Source organism: Deinococcus koreensis (assembly GCF_002901445.1).
Taxonomy (GTDB): Bacteria; Deinococcota; Deinococci; order Deinococcales; family Deinococcaceae; genus Deinococcus; species Deinococcus koreensis.
In genome coordinates this window covers 2543424-2556104 of record NZ_PPPD01000001.1, presented here as the reverse complement: position 1 = coordinate 2556104, position 12681 = coordinate 2543424, and the positions used below count along the sequence as shown (strand labels likewise).

The 12681-nt window shown below is 71.2% G+C and carries 12 protein-coding genes; 4 read left to right on the top strand and 8 right to left on the bottom strand.

Translation table 11 applies throughout. The annotated features are described in order from the left end of the window. Positions 1-424: 424 nt before the first annotated feature. Positions 425-2488, top strand: coding sequence for a putative bifunctional diguanylate cyclase/phosphodiesterase (locus CVO96_RS12035; protein WP_103312438.1), 2064 nt, complete (start codon positions 425-427; stop codon positions 2486-2488). 149 nt (positions 2489-2637) lie between these two features. Here CVO96_RS12035 and pyrE read toward each other — a convergent pair whose 3' ends face one another. Beyond that, positions 2638-3198 carry an orotate phosphoribosyltransferase gene (gene pyrE / locus CVO96_RS12030; RefSeq protein WP_103312437.1) on the bottom strand — a complete coding sequence of 187 codons (561 nt, stop codon included), beginning with the start codon at positions 3196-3198 and terminating at the stop codon, positions 2638-2640. A gap of 47 nt (positions 3199-3245) precedes the next feature. Here pyrE and CVO96_RS12025 point away from each other — a divergent pair, with 47 nt between their 5' ends. The 3 genes from CVO96_RS12025 to CVO96_RS12015 are packed head-to-tail and all read left to right on the top strand — an operon-like array spanning position 3246 to position 6842. Further along, entirely contained in the window at positions 3246-3446 is a 201-nt protein-coding gene (locus tag CVO96_RS12025) for a helix-turn-helix domain-containing protein (RefSeq protein ID WP_103312436.1), read from the top strand. Between the two features lie 34 nt (positions 3447-3480). After that, on the top strand, positions 3481-4278 hold the full coding sequence (locus CVO96_RS12020) for a ribonuclease H family protein (RefSeq protein ID WP_103312435.1): 798 nt from the start codon (positions 3481-3483) through the stop codon (positions 4276-4278). A gap of 38 nt (positions 4279-4316) precedes the next feature. Beyond that, a complete protein-coding gene (locus tag CVO96_RS12015) occupies positions 4317-6842 on the top strand; it encodes a glycoside hydrolase family 31 protein (RefSeq protein WP_103312434.1) in 2526 nt (841 codons plus the stop codon). A 37-nt stretch (positions 6843-6879) separates the two neighbouring features. Here CVO96_RS12015 and CVO96_RS12010 read toward each other — a convergent pair whose 3' ends face one another. The 7 genes from CVO96_RS12010 to CVO96_RS11980 all read right to left on the bottom strand — a co-directional run bounded on the left by CVO96_RS12010 (position 6880) and on the right by CVO96_RS11980 (position 12654). Beyond that, positions 6880-7479 (bottom strand): dienelactone hydrolase family protein, encoded by a 600-nt coding sequence (locus CVO96_RS12010; protein ID WP_103312433.1) that lies wholly within the window; start codon positions 7477-7479, stop codon positions 6880-6882. 63 nt (positions 7480-7542) lie between these two features. Then, positions 7543-8097, bottom strand: a complete 555-nt coding sequence (locus CVO96_RS12005) for a VUT family protein (protein ID WP_103312432.1) — start codon at positions 8095-8097, stop codon at positions 7543-7545. Between the two features lie 337 nt (positions 8098-8434). Next, on the bottom strand, positions 8435-8953 hold the full coding sequence (locus CVO96_RS12000) for an NUDIX hydrolase (RefSeq protein ID WP_207795307.1): 519 nt from the start codon (positions 8951-8953) through the stop codon (positions 8435-8437). Next, positions 8950-9711, bottom strand: coding sequence for an arginase (locus tag CVO96_RS11995; protein ID WP_243398333.1), 762 nt, complete (start codon positions 9709-9711; stop codon positions 8950-8952). Before CVO96_RS11995 ends, CVO96_RS12000 begins: the two co-directional genes overlap by 4 nt. After that, positions 9711-10664, bottom strand: a complete 954-nt coding sequence (locus CVO96_RS11990) for a GNAT family N-acetyltransferase (protein ID WP_243398332.1) — start codon at positions 10662-10664, stop codon at positions 9711-9713. Before CVO96_RS11990 ends, CVO96_RS11995 begins: the two co-directional genes overlap by 1 nt. Continuing rightward, positions 10661-11635: a GNAT family N-acetyltransferase gene (locus CVO96_RS11985; RefSeq protein ID WP_243398331.1), complete on the bottom strand. Its 975-nt coding sequence runs from the start codon at positions 11633-11635 to the stop codon at positions 10661-10663. Before CVO96_RS11985 ends, CVO96_RS11990 begins: the two co-directional genes overlap by 4 nt. Continuing rightward, the gene (locus tag CVO96_RS11980) at positions 11632-12654 is read right to left on the bottom strand and encodes a GNAT family N-acetyltransferase (RefSeq protein ID WP_103312430.1); all 1023 of its coding nucleotides are present in this window, start codon (positions 12652-12654) and stop codon (positions 11632-11634) included. Before CVO96_RS11980 ends, CVO96_RS11985 begins: the two co-directional genes overlap by 4 nt. Positions 12655-12681: the final 27 nt, after the last annotated feature.

Below are 12681 nucleotides of genomic sequence, written 5' to 3'. Positions count from 1 at the left end.
GCAGAGGCCACCGGTGCCGCCCTCGTCTGTCCGGGTCGCAGCAACAGACCCGCTCGACTGCGCTGCTCGCCGGGCCACTCTCATCGATCTGACGGCCCCTCGCCACCGCCCCGCCGTCCTCCCTTCCGTCCCGAACTCTTGCGCCGATGTCTCAACCGGCGCAGATGAACTCCGGAGGAGTTGGGTAAAGGCTGGCCTAAGCCTGGGCCTGACCGACCTGGCGGCCCACCCGGTTCACTGGGACGCCGTCCACCCTGACCCGGCATCTCGTGGGCAGACGGCCACGCCGGAGGTCGATGAGGCTGGAGCCATGAAAAATTCTGCATTCAGGAGGGCATTCCCCAAGGTGTCCGTGCGCCCGGCCGTGTGAGACCCGTGTCAGCGCCCCCGGCCTACGGTGTGGTTCTTCCGGAGGCCCCCCGTAATGCTGAACTTCATCTTCACTCCCTCGGCCAGGTCATGGCGAAAAGACTTCCTGTACACCCTGCCGCTCACCGCCCTGTATCAGGTGATGATGCTGGCGCTCTTTCCGCTGCTGACGCAATCGGTGGCCATGATCTCCCTGCTGTGGGTGCCGGCGTGGGCCTTCTTACTCGGAACGCGCGCCGGCCTGTTCGTGGCGGTCGGCACGATCATCGTCCATCAGCTGACGTTCGCCCTCTGGCGACCCCTGACGGATCTCACGGTGGGCGACCTCGCCAGCGCGCTGATGGGTGCGCTGCTGAGCCTGCTGGGAGCTGTGGCGAGCGGGGGCCTCCGCAAGCTGCTGATCCGGCTCCGCAGTCTGGAGGTCGCGGTTCACAGCACCACCGACGGCATCGCCATCACGGATCTCGGGCTGCTGGAGGAGGGCCCCCGGCTGCACTTCGCCAACTCCAGTTTCCTGCAGGAGTCCGGGCAAGCCTTAGGGGCACCGGCGCTGAGCCGCTTCGCGGGCCAGATCGACCCGGCCTGGCAACAGGAGCTGGGCCGGGCGCTGGACAGCGGCGGCACCTTCGTGCGCCAGCTCAGCCTGCCGGGCGACGCCGGCCAGTCGGAGCGGGTCGTGGAACTCCGGATCAACGGCATCCGCGACGGTCGGCAGCGGCCCTCGCGGATGGTGCTGGTGCAGCGCGACGTGACCGCCTATAAACGGCTGGAACAGCGCCTGCTGCACCAGGCCCAGCACGACCCCCTGACCGGGCTGCCCAACCGCGCGGCCTTCGAGGCGCAGCTGGAGGGCGCCCTTCAGCGCGCGGCCAGCCCCTTCGCGGTGCTGCTGCTGGATCTCGACGGCTTCAAGCTGGTCAATGACACCCTGGGGCACGGGGTCGGCGACGAGCTGCTGATCCAGGTCGGGCAGCGGCTCCGCTACACGCTGCGCCCGAACGATCTGGTGGCGCGGCTGGGCGGCGACGAATTCGTGGTGGTCACCTCCCCGCTGGCCCAGGAAGCCGATGCCCAGGTGATTTCGGAGCGCATCCTGAAGGCCTTCCACGACCCCTTCGAGATCGCGGGCCAGGAACTGCACGTGCGAACCTCGGTGGGCGTGAGCCTCTGGCCCGCCGACGGCCAGGACGGCTCCAGCCTGCTCAAACACGCCGATCTGGCCATGTACTGCGCCAAACAGGCCGGCAAGAACGAGGTGCGCTTCTTCGCTTCCGCCATGCACGGGGCCGCGCAGGAGCAGGCCCAGCTGGAGCGCCGGCTGCGCCGGGCTCTGGACTCGGGCGCCTTCCGCCTGCACTACCAGCCGGTGGTAACCCTGGGCGGCGCGGAGTCCAGCACCTTCGAGGCGCTGCTGCGCTGGACAGACGCGGAACTGGGGCCAGTCGAGCCCGACCGCTTCATTCCGGCTGCCGAGAGCAGCGGGCTGATCGTGCCGCTGGGCCACTGGGTGCTGGAGGAGGCCTGCCGGCAGCTGCGCGGCTGGCACGACGCCGGCCACGAGTCCTTCCGGGTCAGTGTCAACGTCTCGCCGCTGCAGTTCGAGCAGGCCACCTTCGTCGACGACCTGACGGCCACCCTGGAACGCCACGGGGTCTCGCCGGCCGCGCTGACGCTGGAGCTGACCGAGCGGCTGATCGTGCGTGACCTCTCCGGCGCGCAGCACAAGATGAAGGCTCTCAGGGCCTGCGGCGTGGAGGTCTGGATCGACGACCTGGGGGCCGGCCAGACAGCGCTGAGCTACCTGCTGCGCCTGCCCCTGAGCGGCGTCAAGATCGACCGCTCCTTCGTGCAGACCCTGGACGACACCGGCACCGGCCAGATGGTGCAGGCGATGGTGGCGCTGGCCCGCGCCCTGAAGCTCGGCGTGGTGGCCGAGGGCGTCGAGACCCCGGAACAGCTGCGCTCGATGCAGACGCTGGGCTGCGAGCAGGTGCAGGGCTTTCTGCTGGGCCGCCCGATGCCCGCCGAGGCGGTGGTGCCCTGGGTCGGCGGGCGGGCGCTCGAAGCGCAGCCGGGTGCTCAGCCGGGTTCAGAGGAGCTTCCGGCCTCCTGCCATTAGCCGGCGCCTGACTCTGCCCGTCTCATCCGGCTTCCGCTCCATTCCGGAACACCCAGGAGAGCACAGGGTATCCCTCTCCTGCGCCGCTCTGCGAGTCCCTTCGGTCGGACGGATTCCGAAGACAGAACGGAGGGCAATCGGAACTGTTCTCAGATCTCCTGCAGGGGAATCGCCGCCAGCCACTCGGGCACCTCGTCCGGCAGGTAGGTCTCGAAGACCAGCCGGGTCAGGGAGATCAGCGGATAGCCGCTGAGGTTCCCCACCTGCTGGCGCCGGTCGACGATGCAGGCGATCCCCGCACACTGCCCGCCCGCCCGCTCGGCCGCCAGCACCGCCTTGAGCACGCTGCCCCCGGTGGTGAGCACGTCCTCGACGGCCACGAAGGTCTCGCCCTCGCGGATGCTGAAAGCTTCCCGGATCTTCATGCCGCCCTGGCCGTCTTTCTCGGCGAAGATGGCGCGGGTGTTCAGGGAGCGGGCGACCTCGTAGGCCAGCACCACGCCGCCCATCGCCGGGCCGATCACGAAGTCCGGCTGGACGCCGCGCTCCGTGAGGCGCTGCGCCAGGGCCGCCCCGACCTGTTCGGTCAGCCGGGGATGCTGGAGCAGCGTGGTGCTCTGCAGGAACTTGGGGCTGTGGCGCCCGCTGGCGAGCAGAAAGTGGCCCTCGTGGTAGGCGCCGGCTTCCTGATAGAGCTTGAGCACGTCCATGCGGGGAGTATCGCATTCCAGCGCGCGGCGGCGTGGCATCCTGGGGTATGGAATCGGCGCCTTTTCCGGCAGCAGCAGTGGTGCGGGCCCGGCGTCAGCTGCTGGGGATCGGGCTGGAGACGCTGGCCGCCGAGGCCGGGCTGAGCGTGGAACTGCTGCAGGCGCTGGAGCGCGGGGACTTCGATCCGCGCAGCCTGCACCAGAAGGCCAGATCGGTGCTGGAAAAGCGGCTGGACATCACGCTTTAAGGAGAGCAGGGCCTGAATGGCCCGGAGGTGGAGCGTGAATCACGCATTCGTGGATGCGAGCTGGCACGAATTGCCAGACAGTTCAGGTGTGGGCGGCTGGGGGCTAGTGCTGATCACGCCGGGGAACCTGCCGTCGCGCTTCCAGGGGCAACTGGAGGCGCCGGACAACAACCTGGCCGAGGTGCGCGCGGTGCTGGAGGCCGTGCGGCTGGCCCCCCCGGACGAGACCCTGCACGTGTATACCGACAACGAGGCCGTGATCGCGGCGGTGGGACGCGGGCGCGGGCCGGCGATGCTGCACGAGGCCGCCCGCGAGGTCATGGACGAGGCCCAGCAGCGTGGGGTGGCCCTGCGGGTGGGCTACGCGCCCCGCACCCGCCGCCACATGCTCACGGCGCACGACCTGGCGAACGAGGCGCGGCGGGGCATCAGGGGGCTGGGCCTGAATGGACTGGGCACCAATGGACTGGGCGCAAGTAGTCTGGGCGCAAGTGGTCTGGGCGCCCTGGTCGAGCGCTCGGACGTGCTGATCGAGCACCGCAGCGGCTGGACGCAGGCGCGGGTCAGCCTGCGCCGCTCCGGCGAGCGGGTCACCGCGCTCATTCCCCTGGACCTGCATTCCGAGGTGCCGCCCAGCGCCCAGGCCCTGATGGCGGCGGTGGGGCTGGCGCAGCCCGGCGAGGCGCTGACGGTGCGCCGGGCCAGCCGCGTGGCCCAGGCGCTGTGGCAGAGGCCCGAGCGTGCCCTGCGCTCGGCCGCCCAGTCGCAGCTCCGCGAGGCGCGGCTGGTGGCCGACTCCAGCGGCGTGCAGGTGGAATTCCTGGCCTCGTGAGGCACAGGGCGCAGGCCAGGGCAGTACGCTGAGCCAACATGCGATTCTCAGATTACGTGGTGGGGGGGCTGGCGGCGTTCCAGGGCGGTCGCCAGGGGGAGAACCAGGGGGCCGGGGCGGCCGGTGCTGGGCCGGCGACTGGGCCGGCTGCCGGGCAGGCCAGCGAAGTGCTGCTCTGGGGCGAGACCGATGCGCTGGCGGTCAGCGCCCCCCTGCCGGGCGTGCTGCGCCTGCGGCTGGCCCCGGAGGCCCGCGCCAGCAGCCTGAGTTTTCCCCGGCTGGGCGCCAAACGCTCCTTTGCCGTGCGGCCGGATCTGGGCGCTCCCCTGCCCCTGAGCGTGCAGGAGGCCGACACGACCCTGAGCGTGGTGGGCGGCGGGCTGTCGCTGGAGCTGAACCGCATGAGCGGCGAGTGGCAGGTGAGCACCGGCAACGGCCCAGGCAGCGGATCGGCGGCGCGGGTGCTGGTGTCGGCGCGGGCCTGGAGCGGCGAGGCGCCGGCCCCCCGCCCCCCGCTGGACGCCGAACGCTTCGCGCTGCGCCGCACGCGCCTGAGTCTGGACGCCCCGGAGGGCGCGGCCTTCCTGGGCTTCGGCGAGAAGGTGGGGCCGCTCGACAAGCGCGGCCAGCACCTCACCTTCTGGAACACCGACTGTTTTCCCCACCACACCGAGACCGACCCGCTGTACGTCTCTATCCCCTTTACCACCGTGCTGCACGGCGGGCTGGCGCACGGCATCTTCATCGACGAGACCTGGCGTATGGAGGCGGACGTGGCCCGCAGCCACCCCGGGGAGCTGCGCCTGGCCTCGGCGGGGCCGGAACTCGACGTGTACGTGCTCTCGGGGCCGCGCCCGGCAGACGTGCTGCGCCGCTACGCCGAACTGACCGGGTACGCGCCGATGCCGCCGCTGTGGGCGCTGGGCGCCGCGCAGAGCCGCTGGGGCTACCGCACCGAAGGCGACCTGCGCGGGGTGATCCAGGGCTACCGCGAGCGTGACCTGCCACTGGACTCGGTATACGTGGACATCGACTACATGGACGCTTTCAAGGTCTGGACCGTGAACCGCTCGAATTTCCCGGACATGCGGGCGTTTGTCAAGGAAGCCGCCGCAGAGGGCGTGAAACTGGTGCCGATCATCGACCCCGGCATCAAGGTCGAGGCCGGCTACGACGTCTACGAGGAGGCCGTCAGGGGCGACCATCTGGTGCGCACGGCGCGCGGGGACGTGCTGGTGGGCGAGGTCTGGCCCGACCCGGCGGTCTTCCCCGATTTCACGCGCCCCGAGGTCGTGACCTGGTGGGCCGGGCGCCACCGGCTGTTCGCCGACCTGGGCATCCAGGGCCAGTGGAACGACATGAACGAGCCGGCCTCGTTCAGCCTGAAAGCCCCCCGCGAGACCGAGGGCAAGACCCTGCCCTACGACGCCCGCCACGGCACGCGGCTCCACCTGGAGGTGCACAACGCCTACGCCAACCCCATGAGCGAGGCCAGCCGCCTGGGCTACGCCAAGTTCAGCCCCGGCATCCGCCCCTGGATCCTCACGCGGGCCGGCTCCGCGGGTATCCAGCGCCACGCGGCGGTCTGGACGGGCGACAACACGTCCAACTGGTCGCATCTGGCCCTCAGCCTGCCCATGATCGGGGGGCTGGGCCTGAGCGGCGTGCCCTTCGTGGGCGCCGACGTGGGGGGCTTCGCCGAGGACTCCACCGGGGAGCTGCTGGCGCGCTGGTATCAGGCGGCGGTGGGCTACGCCTTCCTGCGCAACCACTCGGCGCTGGGCACGGCGGATCAGGAGCCGTGGCGCTTCGGCGAGCCCTACCTGGGCGTGATCCGCGCGGCGCTGGAACTGCGCTACCGCCTGCTGCCCTACCTGTACACGCTGGCCCACACGGCCACCCGCAGCGGCCTGCCGATCCTGCGCCCGCTGGCCCTGCACCATCCGGCCGACGAGAACGCCGTGCAGGAAGACAGCGCGTACCTGCTGGGCGAGGGCCTGCTGGTGGCGCCGATCCTGCGCGCCGGGCACCGCCGGCGGCTGGTCTACCTGCCCCAGGGCCGCTGGGCGCCCGCCTTCAACCTCGCCCAGTTCGGACGCCTGGAAGCGGGCGGCGCCCACGTGCTGGCCGAGGCGCCCCTGGACACCCTGCCCCTGTACCTGAAAGCCGGCCACGCCGTGCCCATGACCGAGGCCGCGCTCCACACGACCACCGCCCGCTGGGAGAGGCTGTCGTGGCTGGCGCACGCCGGCCCGGAGGGCTTTGTCGGGCAGCTCTACGAGGACGACGGCGACGGCCCGGCGCGCGGCCGCCTGACCCGCCTGATGGGCGAACGCCAGGGCAGGGTGCTGACCATCCGGCGGGAGTCGGAGGGCGCCGCCGGCTCCCTGCCCGGTCAGGCCGAGCCCCGCGAGACCCTGCAGATCGTGGGCCTGGAGCACACCCGCCAGGTGCAGGGCGCGGCCTCCTTCGCCTACGAGGACGGTGTGCTGCGCCTGAACCTCCCCGCCCGCTGGTCGACCGTGACCGTCGAACTGGACGAGGAGGAGGGGGAGGAGGGCTGAAGCAGGGGGCGCCGCCGAGTGTCGAAGTTCGGTGTATTCAGCGCGGGGTCAAAAAAGCCAGCACACGCTGCAGGAGCAGCGAGGCGGCCCCCTCGTCGTGGGCCGGGAGGCCGCGATCCGTGAAGAGGTGCTGATCTCCTGGATACAGGAACAGTTCCGCCTGTGCCGCTTCGTCTACCAGCGCCTGGGCTGCCTCCTGATCCTCCTCGAAGAAGGGGTCGCCCTGCATGGCATGAATCTGAACGGGGACGTCCGCCGGCCACCGGTCTCCGAATTCCGAGACGGGCACACAGCCGTGGAAGAGCAGCGCCCCTCGCGCCCCAGGGCGCGTCTGGGCCAGCTTCTGGGCTGGCATGGCCCCCAGCGAGAACCCGGCGTAGACCAGCTCGGGAGACAGCCCGTCGGCCGCTCGCACGCCGTTCTCCAAGAGGGTGCCGAACCCGAGTTCTCTGGCGTGGGCGATCCCCGCTTCGAGGGTGTCGAAGCTTCGTCCACCGTAGAGGTCGGGCGTGTGCACCACGTGTCCGGCGCGGCGCAGGTCGTCGGCGAAGGCGAGGAAACCGGCGGTCTGACCTTGGGCGTGGTGGAAGAGCAGGAGTTCAGCCATCCGCCGGAGCCTAGCGGGGATTGCCGTCACTCCACGTCGTATTTACGCAGAGGTGTCTACCGATCGTCCGCGCCTACCTCAGCCCAGCGCTGCTTAGGCCGCCGCCCGCACCCGCTTCATCACGCGGACGGCGAAGAGGGCGGCGATCAGGTACTTGGCCAGGATGTCGGCATAGACGATCTGGGCGATCTGCGAGTTCGGCATGTCGCCCCAGAAGGCCAGCAGGTTGAACAGCACCGAGTCGAGCGGCACGCTCACGGCGTTGCTGGCCAGCACCCGTGTCCACCACGAGCGCTCGATCAGGCGCTGGTACACGGCGGTATCGGCCAGCTCGCCCACCAGGATCGCCAGGAACGACGCCCCGATGAAGCGCCAGGGCGTGCCGGTGACCAGCGTGACGAGCAGGTTCACGAGCAGCGCGGCCGCGATGGCGATATACACGGCCCTGAGGCCGCCCGCCCGGTGGATGCGGTCGCGCAGCGTGAAGACGGCCGCGAAGAAGATCGTGCCGATGCTGAGCAGGCCGTACAGCGGCAGCGGCAGGAAGCTGTTGAGCGTGAGGTTGGCGAGCAGGATGCTCAGCGCATACAGCGAGATGAGCAGCAGGGGCAGCGGGGCGGGGCGGCCCAGTGCGGGGGAGTGGGTCATGACAGTGCCTCCAGGCCGGAGCGACAGCACAGGTCGCGGGCCGCCCCCGAGGGTAGCAGACCGGCCCCGTTCAGGAGGGCAGGGGCTTCAGGCAGGGCGACCGCGCTGTCAGTGAGGTGGTCAGGCTGGTGACGCCACGTGAACCCCTCCGGCCTCTCAGGCCACCTCCCCTCAAGGGGAGGCAGGGAAAGGGAAGGATCGCCCATGCTTCTTGGCTCCCTTGTCAGGGGAACTGCTGCGGAGCAGAGGGGTCGCCCACAGACCAGGCACCAAGGCCAGAGCTTGCCACCCTGCGGTTGCCCCGACTCTCAGGCAGTGGCGCTGAAAGCCTGTGCCCTCAGGGCTGGCGGCGGCGGCTGAAGAACGACGTCCTGGCGGCGCCGGGCGGACGGGCGCCGGGCGGCACGATCACGGTCTCGAACTCGCGGATCGCGGACTGCAGCCACTCGGGGGCGCCGCTGTACTCGCCGAATTCGTGCTGGGGCAGCCACTCGGCGCTGATCACCTTGTCGGGCTGCGGGTTCAGGATGCCCGAGCAGTACTGGGTGCCGAAGATCAGGTTCAGTCTCGCCTCGCCCTCGCCGGACTGCACGCCCCGGCCCGCGTGCGAGCCGACCAGCCGCAGATCGCTGACCGCGATGCCTACCTGCGAGAGCAGCGCGCGGCGCAGGTGCATCTCGATAATGTTGTTGCCCACCGGCACGTCGATCAGCAGCCCCGGCAGGCTGTGGCCGCCGCCCGGCAGCAGCGGCCGGGGGTGGCGGACGATCAGGTAGGTTCCCTGGTGCTGCACCAGCGCGAAGACTCCCACCTGAAAGGCGACGGGCTGGCCGTGGGGTTCGCTGTGGCTGGTCAAGTCAGGGTCTCCTCGGGAGGGGGGGCCGGAAAAGTGGAATGTCCCTCATTGTAGGTGGATGAACGCGGCGGCGTACAGGGGGTGGGCCGCTGCAGCGGGGGGACGATAGGGGTACACCTGAGCCGCCGGGCCAGCCGCTGCAGCGCCGGGTCGTGGGCCGGGCTCGTCCAGGCGGGCGACTGCACCAGCAGCAGGCTGCCGACCTCGGCCGGGTCGGGCCAGCCGTCCGTGGGGCCGGTCTGCCGCCGCAGGGTGACCCGCGCGGGCACCTCCGGGGGCAGCAGGGGAGCGAGTTCGGCCCCGGTGCGCGCCAGGTCGTAGCCCTCCGCGACCGGCAGGTGCTCGTGCCACTGGGGATACAGGCCCGTGTAACGGCCCATCAGCCCCGCCTCCAGCGCCAGCCCGGCCCAGTTGCCAGGGCGCAGGCGCCGGGGGTCGCCGCTGAAACTGGCGAGGTCATGGTGCGAATCGAGGTTCAGCACGTCCTGGCCGGGAAAGGCTTCCAGCCACGTCCAGGCGTCGGCGTGGCTGAGGGTCACGAAGGCCGGCACCCCGGCGTAGCGCTCCAGCTCCTCCCAGCCGGGGTAGAGCGGATAATCCTCGTCGAGCGCGGCCCAGGCGGCGCCACCCCGCCTGAGCACCCGTTTCCACCAGGCCTCCAGGCGGTCGGGCTCGCGGTCGCGCGTGCCCCAGATCGGCGCGTCGAAGACCAGCTCCCGCGTGCCGGAGAAGGCGTCCCAGTCGATGCTGAGCAGCATCAGAAGCTCCGCTGGTAGTCGATACTGCCCGGATCACGCACGAAGCCCAGGCGGCCGTTGATCGCCAGCATGGGCGCGTTGTCGCTGGCGTTGTCGGTGCGGATGAGGGGCGCGCCCAGCCGATGTGCCGCCCGGATCGCCGCGAGCTTCAGACCCGTGGCCACGCCCCGGCCGCGCCACGCCCGCGTGACCCCCGTCAGGCCGGTCAGCAGCTCCGGGCTGGCCTCGGTGCGGAACAGCGCCGTCTGGCCGATGAACCGGCCGTCATGCACCGCGACCAGATACGCCTCCGGCAGCAGGCCCGGGTCGCCCAGCACGGCTTCTCCAAAGACCTGAAAGCTCAGGGGCGTGGCGGGCTCGGAGCGGGGCACGTCCTGGCGCACGTCGCTCATCAGGGCGTGCAGCCGTGCGCTCAGCTCGGGCTCCCCGGCCGCGCGCAGCTCCGCGAGGCTCACGATCCGCACCCCCTGGGCCGCCAGCGCCTCCAGACCCGGCGCGATGCGCGAGTGGTCGAAGGCCGTCACGTCCAGGGCGCTGTAGAAGAAGCGTTTGCCCGGCATGAAACCGCGCCGCTCCAGAAAGCCGGGCGCGAGCGGGTGATCCTCGCGGGCCAGCCCCCGCACCGACTCGGCCCCCAGGGCCCGCAGACGGGTCTCCAGCGCCGTCCAGAGCGCCCCGCCCGCCCCCTGCCCCTGGTGGGCGGGCCGCACGGCGAGTTCCAGGCTGTAGCGGTTCGGGTGGTACGCGCCGGGGTTCTGGTAGAAGCTGGCCGTGCCCACCACCTGCGAGCCGTCCACGGCGACCAGGGTGGCCGCGCGGTAGCTCCAGCCGCGCTGCTCGGCGTCGCGTTTGCGCAGATCGATGCCGCTCTGCGGGTCGTGCGGGCAGGCGGCCGTGTAGACCTGCGCGGCGACGTCCCACTCGCCCTCCCCCACTGGCCGCACCTGAATCACACGCCGCCCCATTTCATCTCGACGAAGGCCTGCCGGGGCCGGAAGCCGAGCCGGTCGTTGATCGCCAGCATGGGCACGTTGGTCGTGGCGTTGCCCGTCCAGATCTCGCGGATGCCCCGCTGGCGCGCCAGACGGATGGCCCGCAGCTTGAGCGCCAGCGCCAGCCCCCGGCGCCGCCACGCCCGGCGCGTGCCGGTCAGGCCGGTGTTCAGGCGCCCCGAATCGTCCTCGGCACGCTCCAGTTCCGAGAGCGCGGCGACCTCGCCCTGTGCCGTCACGGCCAGCAGGATGCCGTGCGGATCGGCCAGCGGGTGCGAGAGGCGCGTCTGGAAATCCCCGAAGGTGACCTCCGAGGCCGCGCCGGTGCGCGGAACGTCCAGGCGGGCCTCCACGAAGGCGGCGTGATAGGCGCGCCGGGCGCTGTCCTGGCCAACTTCGGCTTCCAGTTCGGCCAGACTCAAGGCGCGCAGGCCGTCCGGCAGCGCCTCGTGGGCGGCCCAGGGCGCGGGGTCGAAGGAGTCCACGTCCAGCACGTTGTCGAAAAAGCGCATGGCCTCGCTGAACCCCCGGCGTGCCAGGAAGGCCAGCGCGTGCGGCTGATCCTCGTAGGCCCCGGCCAGCACCTCGCGGGCGCCGCGGGCGCGCAGATGGGCCTCCACCACCCCGGCGAGGCGCGTGCCCACCCCGCGCCGCCCGGCCTCCGGCAGCACCATCAGCTCGGCGTGGTAGCGATCCGGGTGGTACATCCCGGCGAACTGCAGCGCCGCCGCCATGCCCACGACCCTGCCCCCGTCCTCGGCCACCCACTGAGCGGTGTGCAGGCCCAGCGGGTGCTCGCGCAGCCTCTGGAGTTCGTGCGCCAGCGAATCGGGCGTCCAGGGATGGTTCGGGTTCACGGCGCTCATGACCCGCGCCAGGGCCGGGACGTCGGCATCGGTCGCCCCCCGGAGGGTGAGGGTCGGCGCGCTCACGCCAGCCCGCCCAGCTTCAGCCCGTCCAGCCGCAGCTCGTAGCGGTAGCGGGTGGCCGTGCGCCGGAAGCCCAGCGCGGCGTTCATGCCCAGCATGGCCACGTTGGGCGGGTCGTTGAAGGTCTTGATCACGCCGCCGCCCGCCGCGTGCAGCGCCCGCATGGCCGCGACCTTGAGGGCCTTGGCGATGCCCCTGCCGCGGTCTTCCCGCCGCACACCGGTCATGCCGATGTAGTAGGTGCCGTCGGGGGCGCGGCCCAGCGTGGAGTAGCCGATATAGTCGCCCAGCAGCGGGTCTCGCAGCCCGGGACGCACGGCCACGAACGACAGCTCCTTGGCCAGATGCGGGTCGTCCATCTCCTCTTTCACCCACTGCTCCAGGGCCTTCTTCGTGAACGGCGTGCCCAGCGGGACGTCCTCGAACAGCAGGGAGTCCAGTTCCCAGAGCTGCCGGTCGCGCTCCGGATCTCCCTCCAGCTCCGTCAGGGAGATGAGGCGCACGCCGCTTTCCTCCACCTGCCTGAACAGCTCGTCGAAGGTGCCCAGGTCGAGGTCGGCGGTGCTGAGCTGCGACTCGTAGCGCTCCCAGGCCACGCTCCAGCCGCGCCGCTCCAGAAAGGCGCGGCCCACGGCGTCGTGGGGCTGGTCGCTGCTGCCCGTCCGCAGTTCGCGGGCACCGCGTTCGGCCGCCTGCCGCAGCAGTTCGCTGTAGAGCGCCGTGCCGATGCCCTGCCCACGGGCGTCCGGATGCACGTTGATGCCGCCCCAGTAGCGCCAGTCCTCATAGGAGTGGCTGTCGTGGCCGAAGCCGGCGACCGCCACGACCCGCCCGCCCTGCTCGGCCACGAGCCGGGTGCGGAACATCGCGGGGTCGTGGATCTGATCCTCGCGGGCCAGATCCTCCGGGGTCGTGGGCCAGTCGGGGCGGCTGGCATTCAGCACCGCCGCCATCTCCCCATAGTCGTCCGGGAGGCGGGGTTCACGCAGGGTGGAGAGCAGCGTGGAGGAAGGTGTGGTCATGACGCCATGGTGCCTCGCCGGGGTCAG

Coding starts and splice junctions, on each gene's coding strand:
- CVO96_RS12035 (WP_103312438.1), top strand. CDS start 425: ATGCTGAACTTCATCTTCACTCCCTCGGCCAGGTCATGGCGAAAAGAC.
- CVO96_RS12005 (WP_103312432.1), bottom strand. CDS start 8,097: ATGACCCACTCCCCCGCACTGGGCCGCCCCGCCCCGCTGCCCCTGCTG.
- CVO96_RS12025 (WP_103312436.1), top strand. CDS start 3,246: ATGGAATCGGCGCCTTTTCCGGCAGCAGCAGTGGTGCGGGCCCGGCGT.
- CVO96_RS11995 (WP_243398333.1), bottom strand. CDS start 9,711: ATGCTGCTCAGCATCGACTGGGACGCCTTCTCCGGCACGCGGGAGCTG.
- pyrE (WP_103312437.1), bottom strand. CDS start 3,198: ATGGACGTGCTCAAGCTCTATCAGGAAGCCGGCGCCTACCACGAGGGC.
- CVO96_RS11980 (WP_103312430.1), bottom strand. CDS start 12,654: ATGACCACACCTTCCTCCACGCTGCTCTCCACCCTGCGTGAACCCCGC.
- CVO96_RS12015 (WP_103312434.1), top strand. CDS start 4,317: ATGCGATTCTCAGATTACGTGGTGGGGGGGCTGGCGGCGTTCCAGGGC.